15 protein-coding genes are annotated in these 16,007 nt (G+C 67.5%); 6 read left to right on the top strand and 9 right to left on the bottom strand.

Translation table 11 applies throughout. From position 1 onward, the window contains the following. Positions 1–22 precede the first annotated feature (22 nt). The 6 genes from WJ12_RS14185 to rpoH all read right to left on the bottom strand — a co-directional run bounded on the left by WJ12_RS14185 (position 23) and on the right by rpoH (position 7,641). Positions 23–2,521 (bottom strand): family 20 glycosylhydrolase, encoded by a 2,499-nt coding sequence (locus WJ12_RS14185; protein WP_059558742.1) that lies wholly within the window; start codon positions 2,519–2,521, stop codon positions 23–25. A 560-nt stretch (positions 2,522–3,081) separates the two neighbouring features. Next, positions 3,082–3,204 carry a cytochrome bd-I oxidase subunit CydX gene (gene cydX / locus WJ12_RS14180; protein ID WP_059233151.1) on the bottom strand — a complete coding sequence of 41 codons (123 nt, stop codon included), beginning with the start codon at positions 3,202–3,204 and terminating at the stop codon, positions 3,082–3,084. A 56-nt stretch (positions 3,205–3,260) separates the two neighbouring features. Then, complete coding sequence (gene cydB / locus WJ12_RS14175) at positions 3,261–4,397, bottom strand: cytochrome d ubiquinol oxidase subunit II (RefSeq protein ID WP_034189253.1); 1,137 nt, start codon at positions 4,395–4,397, stop codon at positions 3,261–3,263. 31 nt (positions 4,398–4,428) lie between these two features. Beyond that, on the bottom strand, positions 4,429–6,009 hold the full coding sequence (locus tag WJ12_RS14170) for a cytochrome ubiquinol oxidase subunit I (RefSeq protein ID WP_034189254.1): 1,581 nt from the start codon (positions 6,007–6,009) through the stop codon (positions 4,429–4,431). Continuing rightward, the gene (gene cydP, locus WJ12_RS14165; RefSeq protein ID WP_034189255.1) at positions 5,999–6,277 is read right to left on the bottom strand and encodes a cytochrome oxidase putative small subunit CydP; all 279 of its coding nucleotides are present in this window, start codon (positions 6,275–6,277) and stop codon (positions 5,999–6,001) included. The genes WJ12_RS14170 and cydP overlap by 11 nt, the downstream gene beginning before the upstream one ends. A 428-nt stretch (positions 6,278–6,705) precedes the next feature. Further along, on the bottom strand, positions 6,706–7,641 hold the full coding sequence (gene rpoH, locus WJ12_RS14160) for an RNA polymerase sigma factor RpoH (RefSeq protein WP_034189256.1): 936 nt from the start codon (positions 7,639–7,641) through the stop codon (positions 6,706–6,708). Positions 7,642–7,999: 358 nt separating this feature from the next. On the opposite strand from rpoH, the gene WJ12_RS14155 reads away from it, so the two are divergent. After that, positions 8,000–8,569 (top strand): acyloxyacyl hydrolase, encoded by a 570-nt coding sequence (locus WJ12_RS14155; protein ID WP_034189257.1) that lies wholly within the window; start codon positions 8,000–8,002, stop codon positions 8,567–8,569. A gap of 45 nt (positions 8,570–8,614) precedes the next feature. Then, positions 8,615–8,998: a nuclear transport factor 2 family protein gene (locus WJ12_RS14150; protein WP_034189258.1), complete on the top strand. Its 384-nt coding sequence runs from the start codon at positions 8,615–8,617 to the stop codon at positions 8,996–8,998. Between the two features lie 142 nt (positions 8,999–9,140). On the opposite strand, the gene leuA is transcribed toward WJ12_RS14150, so the two are convergent. Both leuA and ybiB read right to left on the bottom strand, forming a co-directional pair. Continuing rightward, positions 9,141–10,793 carry a 2-isopropylmalate synthase gene (leuA, locus tag WJ12_RS14145; RefSeq protein WP_059558893.1) on the bottom strand — a complete coding sequence of 551 codons (1,653 nt, stop codon included), beginning with the start codon at positions 10,791–10,793 and terminating at the stop codon, positions 9,141–9,143. A gap of 379 nt (positions 10,794–11,172) precedes the next feature. Further along, positions 11,173–12,147, bottom strand: a complete 975-nt coding sequence (ybiB, locus tag WJ12_RS14140) for a DNA-binding protein YbiB (RefSeq protein ID WP_034189259.1) — start codon at positions 12,145–12,147, stop codon at positions 11,173–11,175. A 178-nt stretch (positions 12,148–12,325) separates the two neighbouring features. Here ybiB and maiA point away from each other — a divergent pair, with 178 nt between their 5' ends. After that, positions 12,326–12,970, top strand: a complete 645-nt coding sequence (maiA, locus tag WJ12_RS14135; RefSeq protein ID WP_059558739.1) for a maleylacetoacetate isomerase — start codon at positions 12,326–12,328, stop codon at positions 12,968–12,970. Between the two features lie 82 nt (positions 12,971–13,052). Here maiA and ftsY read toward each other — a convergent pair whose 3' ends face one another. Beyond that, a complete protein-coding gene (ftsY, locus tag WJ12_RS14130; protein ID WP_034189261.1) occupies positions 13,053–14,207 on the bottom strand; it encodes a signal recognition particle-docking protein FtsY in 1,155 nt (384 codons plus the stop codon). Between the two features lie 217 nt (positions 14,208–14,424). On the opposite strand from ftsY, the gene rsmD reads away from it, so the two are divergent. The 3 genes from rsmD to WJ12_RS14115 all read left to right on the top strand — a co-directional run bounded on the left by rsmD (position 14,425) and on the right by WJ12_RS14115 (position 15,974). Further along, entirely contained in the window at positions 14,425–15,039 is a 615-nt protein-coding gene (gene rsmD / locus WJ12_RS14125) for a 16S rRNA (guanine(966)-N(2))-methyltransferase RsmD (protein ID WP_049034320.1), read from the top strand. A 111-nt stretch (positions 15,040–15,150) separates the two neighbouring features. Beyond that, the gene (gene coaD, locus WJ12_RS14120) at positions 15,151–15,648 is read left to right on the top strand and encodes a pantetheine-phosphate adenylyltransferase (RefSeq protein ID WP_021163047.1); all 498 of its coding nucleotides are present in this window, start codon (positions 15,151–15,153) and stop codon (positions 15,646–15,648) included. Positions 15,649–15,707: 59 nt separating this feature from the next. Next, positions 15,708–15,974, top strand: a complete 267-nt coding sequence (locus WJ12_RS14115) for a YfhL family 4Fe-4S dicluster ferredoxin (RefSeq protein WP_006477774.1) — start codon at positions 15,708–15,710, stop codon at positions 15,972–15,974. Positions 15,975–16,007 lie beyond the last annotated feature (33 nt).

Raw genomic sequence — 16,007 nt, 5'->3', positions numbered from 1 at the left:
CTGCGCCCGACGGCTCAGCCGGTCACGGATTCGTCAGCGTGAAGGTCGGCTTCCGGTAGCCGACACCGGCGCGGTCGAGCTTCGGCAATTCGCGTTGCGTGAGCAGCGTCGCGAAACCGGCCCAGTCGCGCTGCAGCGCGGCCGTGTCGACGTGATGCGTGTCGCCGCGCTTGAAGCGCACGCCGGCCGCATACGGCAGCTCCCAGTCGGCCCGGTGCCACGCGCGCTCGGCGAGCGCGAGCAGCCGCGGATAGGCCATGTATTCGAGGAAGGTGTCGTTGCGCATCACCTCGCCCCATGCCTGGCCTTGCATGCCTTCGATGCGCGGCGCGGGGCCCGTGCCGGTCGCCTCGAACGGGTTGCCGTCACGGTCGCCCATCACTTCGGCGTTCTGCGGCAGGTTCTCCGGCGCGAGCGAGAACACCTTGTACTCGTCGGTCGCGTGCGAGCCCCAGTAGTAGCCGCGCTCGCGCGGGTTGAGCGTGTACGGGAAGTCGAAGTACAGGTAGTCGGGCAGCGCGAGCACCGTCAGGTAGCCCTTGCCGCTCAGGTCGCGCGCGTTGTCCGACGCCCCCCAGAAGATCGTGTCCCACAGCGACACCATCACGTGGCGCGTGCTGAAGTCCTGCGGCCCGTTCGCATGCTTGATGCCGTCCTGCCACGCGGCCATCGTGTCGATCCCGTTCGCGCTGACGGCCGCGCTCACCTGTTTCGCGAAACGCGTCGGCAACTCGTCGATCGACTTGATCTCGCCGCGCTGGAGCAGCGCCGTGCACGCGGGCGAGCGCGCCCACGGCTTGTCCTGCGCGGCGAGATCGATGCGCCCCTTGTTCGGGTCGGTGCCGTTCAGCGGCTGGAAGCCCCCGCCGAGGAAGATGTTCTTCGCTTCGTCGCCGCCGTAGTGCCAGGTGCGTAGCGGCGCCTGCGCGTCCGCATGCATCGCCGCGATCTCGCGGATTACCTTCGACGCGAAATTGAGCGCGCCCGGCACGCACGGGTTCAGGTCGCTGCGCCGGTCGTAGAACTGCACGGTCGTCAGGTTCGTCGTGTCCTGCGGATCGAGCAGCCGGTACGCGTTCGCTTCCTGGTCCCGGCCGGCCGCATGCAGCCGCCGGTAGCGCGCCTCCATCGTCACGACGGCCGCGCGCGCATGCGCGGGCATGTCGATCTCGGGGATGACCTGCACGAAGTGCGCGGCCGCGTAGCGCACGAGCGCCACGTAGTCGTCGCGCGTCAGGTAGCCGCCACCAGAGCGGTTGTCGGGGCCCGAGCCGAGCTGCGGCAGCAGGCAGCGCGTCTCGTCCGGGTCGTGGCAGCGGCGCCCGCCGATTTCGGTCAGCTCCGGCAGGCCGGGAATCTCGATGCGCCAGCCTTCGTCGTCGGACAGGTGCAGGTGCAGGCGGTTGAGCTTGTACGCGCTCATCTGGTCGATCAGGCGGCGCAGCGTCGCCGGGTGCTTGAAGTTGCGCGCGAGGTCGACGTGCATCCCGCGGTGCGTGAAGCGCGGCGCATCCTCGACGAGCATCGCCGGGACCGGGCCGCCGCCGGCCGGCACGAGCGAGTAGAGCGTTTGCACGCCGTAGTAGAGGCCCGCGCGATCGTAGCCTTCGATCAGCACGCCGCGCGGCCCGATCGCGAGCCGGTAACCGCCCGGCGTCGCGATGTCGGCCGGCAGCCGGCGCGGCGCGACGGCGCCGCGAACCGGCGTGCGCGCGCCGTCGAGCCCGAGTGTCGCCGCGCGTTCGCGCAGTGCCGCGACCTGCGCGTCCGCCAGGTCCGGCAGCGCGAGTTCGACGCCGCGCAGCTCGAGCGTGCCGGGCAGCGGCTGTGCGCGTTTCACGCTCGGCAGCGCGCGGCTCGCGTCGGGCCGTGCAGCCACCGGCGGTGCAGCCACCGGCGGTGCATTGCCGGTCGAGTTGTTCTGCGCGTCGGCCGGCAGCGATTCGACGTAGCGCAGCTCGTCGTCGGTGTCGTTGTAGCGCAGCACGACCGGCGGCGCGCCGTCGACCACGACATACGGGCGCGGAATCACGTCGCTGTAGCGCAGCAGCCAGTACTCGGCGACGAACGGCAGCTCGATGCGCTCGCCGGGCGCGAGCCGCACCGAGCCCGGCTGCGGCGTCAGTTCGTACAGGTCGCCGGTGAGCCGCCGCAGCGCGAAGCCCGGGCGGTCGATCCGCAGCAGCCGGCGGATGCTGTGCAGATAGAGCTTCCAGCCGCCGTCGGCGATCGCCTGGTGGCCACGGTTCTGCAGGATCAGGCGGCCCGTCGCGCAGGCCGCGCCGTCCGCGCCGAGATCGGCGCACGGCACGCCGGCCGTGGCCGCGTGATTGTTGTCGACGGCGACGCGCAGCGCGAGGCCGTTCGACAGCAGCGTCGCGAGACTGGCCGCTCGCGCGGCGGCTGGCGCGGTGCCGACGGTCGTGCCGGCGGTGGCCGGCGCCGGTTGAGCCGCGATCGCGGCCGGCGACAGCACCGCGATCGGCAGGCTCGCAAGAAGGGACGACAAGATGTTTTTCATTCGAACTCCTAAAAAGTAGGCGTAGCGGCGTCGTGGGACGACGTCGCTGCGATCGGGTCTTTCAGTGGAGCTGCGGGCGATACCAGCACGCGGGGCGATGCGGCCGCACCACGCGCAATCTGCACGCGGGGGCGTGCGTTACGGAACGGGAGGCGGGCACGCGTGCCGATCGGATCGGCGCGGCGGTGTGCGTGGGGTCATCGGCGGCGCGCCGCCATTGCCGCGGCGGCGAGTCGAGCGCGGCCGGCCGGATTCGGGCCGCCGCGCGCGAGCACGACGGGCGCCGCCGCCGCACGCGGACGTCGACACGGCGCGCACGCGCGCGCCCCACACGGGATTCGCATGTCTCCCCCACCCAAGAAGGAATCGGCCTGTCAGCGGCCGTGTCCAACGATCTTATGAAACCTTTTATTGGTATTCAAGTGGTATCAATCTGGCGCTAAATTGGCATCGATGCACGGCGCCCGTCCGGCGGGGGCGGGACGAAAAAAACCTCGCGTGATGCGAGGTTCGTTCCGGACGGCGGCGGCGCGATCGGCCGCACGCGGGTCAGGCGGGCATCAGTCGCGGCGGGCGCGCACGGGTGCTTCCTGCGCCTTCTGCCGTGCTTCGAGCCACATCGCGTTGACGATGCCGAACGACAGCGCGACGCCGATACCGAGAATCCAGCTGAAATACCACATGATCCGACTCCTTGCGAAACGATGGGCGAGGGCGCGGCGCGCCCCGGCCCGGTTCTTCAATACATCGAGTGCTTGTTCTCTTCGAGCGTCTGGCGCGTGACCTTGCCGCGCATCACGCGATACACCCAGCTCGTGTAGAGCAGGATGATCGGCAGGAACACGATCACCGCGAACAGCATCACCTGCAGCGTCAGGTGGCTCGACGTCGAATCCCACACGGTCAGGCTGCTGCGCGGGTCGAGCGACGACGGCATGATGAACGGGAACATCGAGAAGCCCGCGGTCAGGATCACGCCGGTGATCATCAGCCCCGTGCAGAAGAAGGCCGTCTTCTCCTGCTTCGAGCCGGCGAGCAGCAGCGCGAGCAGGCCGCCCGCGATGCCGACCACGGGGGCGGCGATCATCCACGGGAATTCGCCGTAGTTCGCGAGCCACAGGCCCGAGCCGGCGGCGACATCCTTGAGCAGCGGGTTCGCGACGGTGTCGGTCGGCGCGGCATGCGTGATGTGGAAGCCGCCGATGGTCGACGCGACCAGCACGCCGGCCAGCACGAACAGCACGACCGCGAGCAACGACGCCACGCGCAGCGCGATCGAGGCGCGGCGCGCGATCACGCCGTCGGTCTTCATCTTGATGAACGCGGCGCCGTGCGCGACGAGCATCGTGAGGCTGACGAGCCCGCACAGCAGCGCGAACGGGTTCAGCAGCGCCCAGAAGCCGCCGTAGTAGGTCACGCGCAGGTCGCTGTCGAACTTGAACGGCACGCCCTGCAGCAGGTTGCCGAACGCGACGCCGAACACGAGCGCCGGCACGAAGCCGCCGACGAACAGGCCCCAGTCCCAGCCGGCACGCCAGCGCGGGTCGGGCCGCTTGCTGCGGTAGTCGAAGCCCACCGGCCGGAAGAACAGCGCGAACAGCACGAGCAGCATCGCGAAGTAGAAGCCGGAGAACGACGCCGCGTAGACGAGCGGCCAGGCGGCGAACATCGCGCCGCCCGCCGTGATCAGCCACACCTGGTTGCCTTCCCAGGTCGCGCCGACGGTGTTGACGATGATGCGGCGCTCGTCGTCGGTCTTGCCGAGGAACGGCAGCAGCGCGGTCGCGCCCATGTCGAAGCCGTCGGTGACGGCGAAGCCGATCAGCAGCACGCCGACGAGCAGCCACCAGATCAGCTTGAGAGTTGCATAGTCCATAGCGATTCCTTGTTCCGTTTCGGGTGCGTGCTCACGCCGGGGCGCGCTCGCTGGCGGCCGCGAGTTCGTGGTGATAACGGCCGGTATGCAGCGACGACGGGCCGAGGCGCGCGTACTTGAACATCAGCGTGATCTCGATGACGAACAGGACGGTGTAGAACAGGATGAAACCCGCGAGACTCAGGTACAGGTCGCTCGGCTGCAGGCTCGACGCGGACAGGTGCGTCGGCAGGATGCCCGCGATCGTCCACGGCTGGCGGCCGAGCTCGGCGACCACCCAGCCGAATTCCGCGGCCAGCCACGGCAGCGGGATCGCCCACACCGCATAGCGGAGGAACCAGCGGCGGTTGTCCTGCAGCAGTTCGCGGCGCGCGCAGAACCAGAACGCGGCGACGAAGGTCGCGAGGAACAGGAAGCCGAGGAACACCATGATCCGGAACGAGAAGAACACGGGCGCGACCGGCGGAATCGTCTTCTTCGCGGCGGCCTTGATCTGCTCCGGCGTCGCATCGACGACGTTCGGCGTGAACTGCTTGAGCATCAGCCCGTAGCCGAGATACTGCTTGTGCTGGTCGAACAACGCGCGCGTGGCCGCGCTCGTGTCGCCTTCCTTCAGCTTCTGCAGCGCGCCGTACGCGATCATCCCGCTCTGGATGTGCTCCTCGCTGTGCTTCGCGAGATCGCGCAGGCCGATCACGGGCTCGTCGATCGAGCGCGTCGCGATCAGGCCGAGCGCGTACGGGATCTTGATCGCGTAGTCGGTGCGCTGTTCTTCCTGGTTCGGAATGCCGATCAGCGTGAACGACGCGGGCGCCGGCTGCGTTTCCCATTCGGATTCGATCGCGGCGAGCTTCATCTTCTGCACTTCGCCGGTCGTGTAGCCCGATTCGTCACCGAGCACGATCACGCACAGCGTCGCCGCGAGGCCGAAGCCGGCCGCGACCGCGAACGAGCGCAGCGCGAAGTCGACGTCGCGCTTCTTCAGCAGGTACCACGACGACACGCCGAGCACGAACATCGCGGCCGTCACGTAGCCGGCCGACACCGTATGCACGAACTTCACCTGCGCGACCGGGTTGAACAGCACGTCGAACAGGCTGGTCAGCTCCATGCGCATCGTCTGGTAGTTGAACTCGGCGCCGACCGGGTTGTTCATCCAGCCGTTCGCGACGAGGATCCACAGCGCGGACAGGTTCGAGCCCAGCGCGACGAGGAACGTGACGATCAGGTGCTTGACCTTCGACAGGCGGTTCCAGCCGAAGAAGAACAGGCCGACGAAGGTCGATTCGAGGAAGAACGCCATCAGCCCCTCGACCGCGAGCGGCACGCCGAAGATGTCGCCGACGTAGTGCGAGTAGTACGACCAGTTCGTGCCGAACTGGAATTCGAGCGTGATGCCGGTCGTCACGCCCATCGCGAAGTTGATTCCGAACAGCTTGCCCCAGAACTGCGTCATGTCCTTGTAGACCTGCTTGCCGGTCATCACGTAGACCGCTTCCATGATGACGAGCAGCCAGGACAGGCCGAGCGTCAGCGGCACGAACAGGAAGTGGTAGAGCGCCGTGATGCCGAACTGCAGACGTGACAGATCGACGACATCGCTACTTATCATGGTGGTCTCCCTCGGTAGATGCAGGCGCCGGTACCGAGAGCAGCTTCTCGGCGACGGCGGCAGGCGGAAGCGACATGTGCTCGGCCTGCGGATGATTGAAGAATGCGTATTTGAGCGACATCAGGAGGATCAGCTTGACGATCAGCACCAGGGTGATGTCGCGGGCGAGGGTCGGTCCGCGTGCCCACGCGGCGATGCGCGCGCGCCAGCCGATCGTGCCGGGCGGCCGCGGGGAAGGCGGCGCAGGCTCTTTATTGATCGAGATCAAGGTGATTATCCTGAATCGATTTACGTCGGATTTGGGGCGACTTTACGTCGGATTTATGACGGCCGTGAAGCTGTTTTAATCCTTTTGCGCCTGACATGCCAATTTTAAAAGGACTGCTTTCCGATGCCGAGTGCTGCGCTGCGGCAGACCGTCGCGAAACGGGGGGCAAAAGTTGAGGCAGATCAAGGTTATGCGGAAGGGGCCCGCAAATGGCCGAATACCTGATGAATCAGCTCAATTAATCGGCGGAGAAACGGGAAGGGAAACGAGCGGAGAAACGAGCGGAGAAACGGGAAGAGAAGCGGGAAGAGAAGCGGGAAGAGAAGCGCATGCGGAAGCGCGTGAAAGTCCGCGAAAAAGACGGGCGAAAAAAAACCGCTGCCGGTCGGGCAGCGGTTTTCGACGAGGCGCGCTCGAGCGCCGGGGATTTACGCGTATTCGGCGAGGGCCGTGCGCATCTTTTTCATTGCGCTCGCTTCGATCTGGCGGATGCGTTCCGCGGACACGCCGAATTCGGCGGCGAGATCGTGCAGCGTCGAGCCGCCCGAGCCGTCGTCGTCGACGTGCAGCCAGCGCGCCTCGATGATGCGGCGGCTGCGCGCGTCGAGTGCCTCGAGCGCCTGCGCGATGCCGTCCGTCTGCAGCATGTCGCGCTGACGCGCGGCGAGCACGGCGGTCGGCTCGTTGTGCGAGTCGGCCAGGTAGGCGATCGGCGCGTACGATTCCTCGCCGTCTTCCACCTGCCCTTCGAGCGCGATATCGCCGCCCGACAGGCGCGTTTCCATCTCGGTCACGTCTTCGCGCTTGACGTTGAGTTCCTGCGCGAGACCGTCGATTTCCTCGGGCGTCATCGCCTGCATGGACTTCTTGTGGCTGCGCAGGTTGAAGAACAGCTTGCGCTGCGCCTTCGTCGTCGCGACCTTCACCATGCGCCAGTTGCGCAGGATGTACTCGTGGATCTCGGCCTTGATCCAGTGGATCGCGTACGACACCAGGCGCACGTTTTGCGCCGGGTCGAAACGCTTCACCGCCTTCATCAGGCCGATGTTGCCTTCCTGGATCAGGTCGCCGTGCGGCAGGCCGTAGCCGAGATAGTTGCGTGCGACCGACACGACCAGACGCAGGTGCGACAGCACGAGGCGGCGCGCCGAGTCGAGGTTGTTGTCCTCGCGGAATTCGGTTGCGTACCGGCGTTCCTCTTCGGCGGTCAGCAGCGGAATGCGGTTGACGGCCTGGATGTACGCGTCGATGTTACCGAGCTGGCCGGGCAACATCGATTGGGCTGCGAGCGCCAGCGAGCCTGCCGATTCGGCCTTGGCCGGCGTCGGGCTCAGGGTGTTCGGGAGGGTCAGGGCGTTGCTCACTAAAAACTCCTTTGGAATCAGGGACAAACCCCCGGTCTCGAATGAGATTCCGTGGGCCATCTTAGCACTCCCGGAAGACGAGTGCTAATCCTTAGAGCGGACGTGGGCATCCGAGTTCCCGTTTTTCTATCGAAGAAGTCGAATCGATAGTCTAATCTGCGACCCGGGGCGCGACGCGAAGTTCCGTAAACCGTTGTTTCTGATGGTAATCAGTAGACGATTTCGATTTTTGCCGTTTTGGAAGCAAGCCATTTCGCTTCGTGATGCCGATCCGAAAAGTCCTTTACCATACCATTCAGTTCGCTCGGGCCAGGCCGTCGCGGCAGGCTCCATTCAACCCAAAAAGTTGGAGTGTCAGATGAACAATAAGAAGAATCGCCGGCCCCGCAGCCGGCTTGCGCTGCATGCGTTGCTGGCGGCGTCCCTGCTGGGCGGATCGGGTGCGGCGTTCGCGGATCGATGGGGGATCCAGGCGGGCGGCGGGTTTTCGGATCGGCGCGGGATCGACAAGGGCGACCTGGGCGTCGTGTGGGATCCGGGCTGGAACTGGTGGCAGGTCGGCGGCTGGCACTTCGCGTTCGTCGTCGAAGGGCACGCCGGATACTGGCACACGGGCGGCAACGTCCACGGCAGCATCGGCGAATTCGGCGTGACGCCGTTGTTCCGCTTCATCAAGAGCACGGGCGAGATTCGCCCGTTCATCGAGGCGGGCGGCGGGGTCCGGCTCCTGACCCATCCGACGATCTCGAACAACTTCTCGCTGTCGACCGCGTTCCAGTTCGCGCCGACCGGGGGCGTCGGCGTACAGTTCGGCCAACGGCAACAGTATCAGGTCGGCTACCGTTTTGAACATGTGTCTAACGCGGGTATCAAAGAGCCGAATCCTGGTATAAATTTCCACCAGTTCTACGTGCAGTACAACTTCTGATCCGCACGCCCGCGCACGGCGGGCGCGTTGCCGAGGAGTCAGGCGATGGCGAAGGTGATCGATGCGATCCGCGCGCTCGAGCGCGATCGGTTCCGGGCGATGGTGGACGGGGACGGCGAGGCGCTCGGCGCGCTGCTGTCGGACAAGGTGTTCTTCGTGCACACCAACGGCAAACGCGAAACCAAGCAGCAGTTCATCGATGCCATCGTCGCCGGCCGCCGCCGCTATCGCCAGATCGAAATCCAGTCGCAGGACGTGCTGCCGGTCGGCGGCGAAACCTGCGTCGTCACCGGGCGCGCGTTGATCGAGATGGAAACGAACAACGGCGGCCTGGTCTTCCCGATCGCCTATACGTCCGTCCACACCGAGGAACAGGGGCGCTGGTGCCTGCTCGCGTGGCAGGCGACGCGGTGCGCGACCGAGACATGAGCGCGCGTCGCGCTCCTTTTCATGCCCCCGAATCGAGCGGCCTTCTGGGCCGCTTTTTGCTGGCCCGTGCGGCGCGGATCGCGCGGCGCACGGGCGGTCGTTCCGCTCGCTGACGTTTGAACGCTCGGTCGATGCGCGGCCGTCAGGCCGCCGCGCGGTGGTCCGTGCAGTGCCACGCCGATCGGTTGATCGCACTGACGACCGCGTCGAGCGCGGCGCTCGCCGCATCGGCATGCAGGCCGACGCCGTGCCGCCGCGGTGCGTCGCCGACCCGGCAGCCGACCGATACCGCGAACCGTCCGTCCGTCGCGCGCACCGATTCGCACGACGCGACGTCGATCGCGGCGCCGGCCGCCGCCGCGAAGGCCGCGGCGAATCGTCGCACGGCGTCCTCCGGCGCCGACTCGGTCGCGGCCGCGGGCGCCGCCGCGATCTCGCGGTTCTGCCAGCGCGCGCTGCCGCCGTGGCGCGCGGCCGGGCCGTCGGTCTCGAAGAATTCGCGCGTGAACAGCGCGCAGATCGCGTCGCCCGTCACTTCCTCGCCGGATGCGTCCGCGAGCGTCTGCACCGCGTGGCTGAATTCGATCTGCACGCGCCGCGTCGGCGTGAAGCCCATCCCGCGTTCGAGCAGGAACGTCGCGCCGCCCTTGCCGGACTGGCTGTTCACGCGGATCACCGCGTCATAGCTGCGGCCGAGGTCGGCCGGGTCGATCGGCAGGTACGGCACTTCCCAGACCGCGTCGGGGCGTTGCTGCGCGAAACCCTTGCGGATCGCGTCCTGGTGCGAGCCCGAGAACGCGGTGAACACGAGGTCGCCCGCGTACGGGTGGCGCGGGTGCACGGGAATCTGGTTGCAGCGTTCGACGACGCGGCGCACCGCGTCGATGTCGGAGAAGTCGAGGCCCGGGTCGATGCCTTGCGTGTAGAGGTTCAGCGCGAGCGTGACGAGATCGACGTTGCCGGTGCGTTCGCCGTTGCCGAACAGGCAGCCCTCGATGCGGTCGGCGCCCGCGAGCAGCGCGAGTTCGGCCGCCGCCACCGCGGTGCCGCGGTCGTTGTGCGGATGCACCGACAGCACGATGCTGTCGCGATACGCGAGGTTGCGGTCCATCCATTCGATCTGGTCGGCGAACACGTTCGGGCTCGCGGCTTCGACGGTGGCCGGCAGGTTGACGATCATCTTGTGGTCGCGGGTCGGGCGCCACGTCTGCGCGACCGCGTCGCAGATCTCGCGTGCAAACGTCAGCTCGGTCATGCTGAAGGTTTCCGGCGAGTACTGGAAGGTCCACTGCGTGTCGGGGCGCGCGTCGGCGTGTGCCTTGATGATGCGCGTGCCGTCGATCGCGAGCGCCTTCACGTCGTTTTTCGACATCCCGAACACGATGCGGCGGAACGACGGGCACACCGCGTTGTACAGGTGCACGATCGCGCGCGGCACGCCTTCGAGCGCGTCGAACGTGCGGGCGATCAGGTCCTCGCGCGACTGCACGAGCACCTCGATCGTCACGTCGTCGGGAATCCGCTGGTCGTCGATCAGCTTGCGGACGAAATCGAAGTCGGTTTGCGACGCCGACGGAAAACCGACTTCGATCTCCTTGAACCCGATCGCCACCAGCATCTCGAAGAATTCGAGCTTCTGCTCGATGCTCATCGGCTCGATCAGCGACTGGTTGCCGTCGCGCAGGTCGGTGCTCATCCACACGGGCGCGCGCTCGATGGTGCGGGACGGCCAGCGGCGGCCATTGAGGCGGACGGGTTCGAACGGACGGTACTTGTCTTGCGGATTGCGCTGCATCTTCTGGACCTCGGGTCTCAAGTCGCGAGCGAAGACGGGCGGCGTGAGCGACGGTTGGCGCTGCCTCGCATCGCCGCGCGCCATTGCGCCGCGGATGCGGATGATCTTCGCGAATCGGCCGACGGATAGACGGACGAATGCTGACGACTTCGGTTGTAAAAACTGCGAGAGGGGTACTGCGAGGAACTGCTGGGAGGGACCGTGCGGACAGCACACGGCGCTACGACAGCCTTAGGCTAGTCGTAGCGATAGCGGCCGCGCTAGGCGGCCGGAGGTAATTCGGAGGGTGTTCGGAAAGGAACGCATGGCAGTCACTCTATGCCAGGATGCGGGCGCGTGTCAAATGGTCGGGACAAAGGGGCCGGTCGCGGCCGCGTCGTCAGCGTGCGATGCGCGCGATCTCCACGATCGTCGCGACCTGCCGCGCCACCGTGTCCGGCACCGGCACCTCGCCGCGCAGCACGGCGTCCGTCCACGCGGCCGTGGTCGCCGCATCGCGCGCTTCGGGCAGCGCGACGGGCGGCGCATCGGTCGACGAACGCTCGGCCTCGATCAGCGTGTCGCACACGCCGTCGTGCAGCCAGTCGACCTGCACCTGGCGCCGCGTGTCGGCGACGGCTTCGCCCTCGGTGCCGCGCGCGAGCAGGGCGCCGCCCAGCGCGGCGTCCGGATGATCGCGAAACAGCTGCGCGAGGCTGTCGCGGTACGGCGGATGCGTGTAGTTGACGAGCCGCAGCCCGGCCGGCGCGAACGGCTGCAGGATCTTCACGAGCGTGTGCGTCGAGTTGCGTACGCCGAGCACGCTGCGCATCGACAGCAGGCGGGCGATGCGCGGCGCCAGGACGCCGATCGGTGCGAACGCGACGCGGCGCTCGGCCAGCATGTCCTCGATCGCATCGTGCGACGCCGACGGCGCGAGCGACAGCGCGGAGAAGATCTCCGCGCTCGTCACGCGACCGGGATCGCGCTCCACGCCGTGCACGAGCGCCGGTACGCCTTCGCGCGCGAGCAGCAGCGCGAGCAGCGGCACGAGGTTCGGCTGCTTGCGCGCACCGTTGTAGCTCGGGATCGCGACCGGGCGGAACGCGGCGTCCTGCACGTGCACGGGCTCGAACGACGCCTGCGCGGCGGCGAGCATCGCGGCCAGTTCGTCGGCGGTTTCGCCCTTCAGCCGATAGGCGATCAGGATCGCGCCGAGTTCGACGTCCGACACGCGTGCGTCGAGCATCGCGCGGTAGAGCGCGAACGTGTCCTCGGCGGACAGCGCGCGCGCGCCGTTCGGGCCGCGGCCGATTTCCTTGATGAAGCGAGCGCAAGGGAACGGAGCGGCGGCGGTGTCGGGGGAAGCGGTCATCGGGGCGTGGGGCGGGCGGCCGGCATCGGGCCGCGCGGTGAGCGGTGAGGAATGCCCGAGTATCGCACGGGCGCGGCCGCGCATCGTGCCGCGCTACACTCTGGGTCCCGGCGGTGCGCGCGCCGGTTGCGCCGCGCCCGTGCCGTTGCCGGCCGAATACGACCAACAGAGACATCCCATGAAGCTCTACAGCTATTTCCGCAGTTCCGCGTCGTACCGCGTGCGGATTGCCCTGAACCTGAAGCGGCTGCCGTTCGACTATGTTCCCGTGCACATGCTGCGCGATGGCGGCGAGCAACTGAAGGACGCGTACCGCGCAGTGAATCCGGACGCGGTCGTGCCGACGCTGGTCGACGGCGACGCGACGCTGCAGCAGTCGCTCGCGATCATCGAGTATCTCGAGGAAACCCATCCCGAGCCCGCGCTGCTGCCGAAGCAGCCGGTCGATCGCGCATACGTGCGCGCGATCGCGCTGCAGATCGCGTGCGAAATCCATCCGCTGAACAACCTGCGCGTGCTGAAGTACCTGAAGCACACGATGAAGGTGCCCGAGGAAGCGAAGAGCGCGTGGTACCGGCACTGGATCGAGGCCGGCTTCGAGACGCTCGAGACGCGTCTCGCGAGCGATCCGCGCACCGGCAAGCTGTGCTTCGGCGACACGCCGACGCTCGCCGACGTGTGCCTCGTGCCGCAGGTGTTCAACGCGAACCGCTTCTCGATCGATACCACGCGCTTCCCGACGATCCAGCGGATCGCCGACCACGCCGCGGTGCTCGACGCGTTCAAGGCCGCCGAGCCGGGCGCGCAGCCCGACGCGGAATGAGCGCGCCGCGCCGCCGGTGACGAGCGGGCGCGCATGAAAAAGGGCGCCCGAAGGCGCCCCGTGCGATGCGTGCCGGCGAGGGTCAGCCGAGCAGCGCGTCCGCGAATTCCACCGCGCTGAACGGCTGCAGGTCCTCGACCTTTTCGCCGACGCCGATGAAGTAGACGGGCACCGGGCGTTGCCGCGCGATCGCGGCGAGAATCCCGCCCTTCGCGGTGCCGTCGAGCTTCGTGACGATCAGGCCCGTGAGGCCGAGCGCGTCGTCGAATGCCTTCACCTGCGTGAGCGCGTTCTGGCCGGTATTCGCGTCAATCACCAGCAGCACTTCGTGCGGCGCGCCGTCGTGCGCCTTCGCAATCACGCGCTTTACCTTCTTCAGCTCTTCCATCAGGTGGAGCTGCGTCGGCAGGCGGCCGGCCGTATCGGCCATCATCACGTCGATCTTGCGCGCGCGCGCGGCGCTGACCGCGTCGAAGATCACCGCGGCCGGATCGCCGCTTTCCTGCTGCACGACCGTCACGTTGTTGCGCTCGCCCCAGACCGCGAGCTGCTCGCGCGCGGCCGCGCGGAACGTATCGCCCGCGGCCAGCAGTACCGACTGGTCGAAGCTCTGCAGATGCTTCGCGAGCTTGCCGATGCTGGTCGTCTTGCCCGCGCCGTTCACGCCGGCGATCATCATCACGAGCGGCTGCGCGCGGCCGAGCATCAGCGATTTCTCGAGCGGCGTCAGCAGTTCGACGAGCAGGTCGTGCAGCGCGCCCTTTACCTGCTGCGGGTCGGTCAGCCGGCCCGTGCGCACCTTTTCGCGCAGCGCGCCGAGCAGGTACTCGGTCGCATCGACGCCCGCGTCGGACATCAGCAGCGCGGTTTCGAGCTCCTCGTACAGATCCTCGTCGATCTTCGTGTTGACGAAGACGCCGGTGATGCTCGAGCCCGTCTTCGCGAGCCCCGTTTTCAGGCGCGCGAGCCACGACTTCTTCGCGGACGCGTCCTGCAGCGGCGGCGGGACGATCTCGACCGTCTCGACGACCTCGTCGCGGCCGTCGTTGGTCGGCGTGACCGTCATCACGACGGCCGGCGCGGCCGGTTGCGCGGGTGCCTGCGGCACGTCGGCCGCGGGCGGGGCCACGGGCGCGGGCGCATCGGACGGCTCGTCCGCTTGCTGCGCGTCGGCCGATTGCGATTCCGCCGGATCGGGCTCCTGCGATTTCTTGAATCGTTTGAAGAAACTGAACATGGTCTGACGTCGGGAAGAGGGCAGGCCCGCCGAGAGAGGCGGGGCGCTGGGCGGGCCGTTCTGCGTTCGCGCGGGCGCGGCGCACGGCGGCCGAAACCGTGCATTTTATCAGTGCGGTGTGGCGCTCGCGTCAGCGCGCGCCGCCGCTGTGGTAACGTGCGCCTGTTTGGCGGTGCGCCCCTGCGCGCGCCCGGTCCCTCCGTCGTCGATATCCCGTATGTCCCGTTCCTCTTCCGGCCGCCCGGCGGCCCCTCCTGCCCGCGGCAAGCCGCACACGATCCGCATCATCGGCGGCGACTGGAAGCGCACGCCGCTCGCGGTGCTCGATCTCGACGGCCTGCGGCCGACGCCCGATCGCGTGCGCGAGACGCTGTTCAACTGGCTCGGCCAGGATCTCGAAGGCCGCCGCTGCCTCGACCTGTTCGCGGGCACCGGCGCGCTCGGCTTCGAGGCCGCGTCGCGCGGCGCGGCGGGCGTCGTGATGGTCGAGCGTCACCCGCGCGCCGCGCAGCAGCTGCGGGCGATCAAGGACAAGCTCGGCGCCCGTTCGGTCGAGGTTGCCGAGGCCGATGCGCTGCGGCTCGCAGCCGGGCTCACGCCGGGCGCGTTCGACGTCGTGTTTCTCGATCCGCCGTTCGGCGAACCGGCCGTGCTCGATCGCGCGATCGCGCTGGCGGCGCCGCTCGTCGCGGCGGGCGGCGCGCTGTACGTCGAAACGGGGGCGGAACTCGACCCGGCCGCGCACGAGGCGCTCGCGGGCTGGGAGGTGGTGAAGCACGGCAAGGCCGGCGCGGTTCACTATCATTTGCTGCGGCGCGAAAATGATGAATAATGCGCGTTCCATACGAGGCGGCGCGCCGCAAAGGCGACGCATGCCCATCTCGGCAGTGGCGTGCGCATCGCGCGGCTGCCATCCCGTTTGCGTGATGACAGGAGGAGCGACATGGTAGTCGCCGTGTATCCCGGTACGTTCGATCCGCTGACGCGCGGGCACGAAGACCTCGTGCGGCGTGCGTCGAGCATTTTTGATACGCTGGTCGTGGGCGTCGCCGACAGCCGCGCGAAAAAGCCGTTTTTCTCGCTCGAAGAACGTCTGACGATTGCGAACGAGGTGCTCGGCCATTACCCGAACGTGAAGGTGATGAGTTTCACCGGCCTCCTGAAGGATTTCGTCCGGACCAACAACGCACGCGTGATCGTGCGCGGCCTGCGTGCCGTGTCCGATTTCGAATATGAGTTCCAGATGGCGGGGATGAACCGCTACCTGTTGCCCGACGTCGAGACGATGTTCATGACGCCGTCCGATCAGTACCAGTTCATCTCGGGGACGATCGTGCGCGAAATCGCGCAGTTGGGCGGCGATGTCAGCAAGTTCGTGTTCCCGTCCGTCGAGAAGTGGCTGACCGAGAAAGTGACGGCGATGGGAGGCCCTGCCGCGTGATGCGGCGCCGGCCGGTTTCGTCGCGAAGCCGGCCGCCGGCCTGAGGAAGTGAGATCAGTATGGCTTTGATGATTACCGACGAGTGCATCAATTGCGACGTGTGCGAGCCCGAGTGCCCGAACGGCGCGATTTCGATGGGCCCGGACATCTATGTGATCGACCCGAACAAGTGCACCGAGTGCGTCGGCCATTTCGACGAACCGCAGTGCCAGCAGGTGTGTCCGGTCGAATGCATTCCGCGCGATCCGCAGCATGACGAATCGCACGCGCAATTGATGGAGAAGTATCACGCGCTGATCGCCGTGAAGGGCGACGACGCATCGTGATCCGGCAGTGACGCGCGCCCGTTGATGGGCGAG

It is taken from the genome of Burkholderia seminalis (assembly GCF_001718535.1).
Lineage (GTDB): Bacteria > Pseudomonadota > Gammaproteobacteria > Burkholderiales > Burkholderiaceae > Burkholderia > Burkholderia seminalis.
This window is presented reverse-complemented; position numbering and strand designations above follow the sequence as displayed.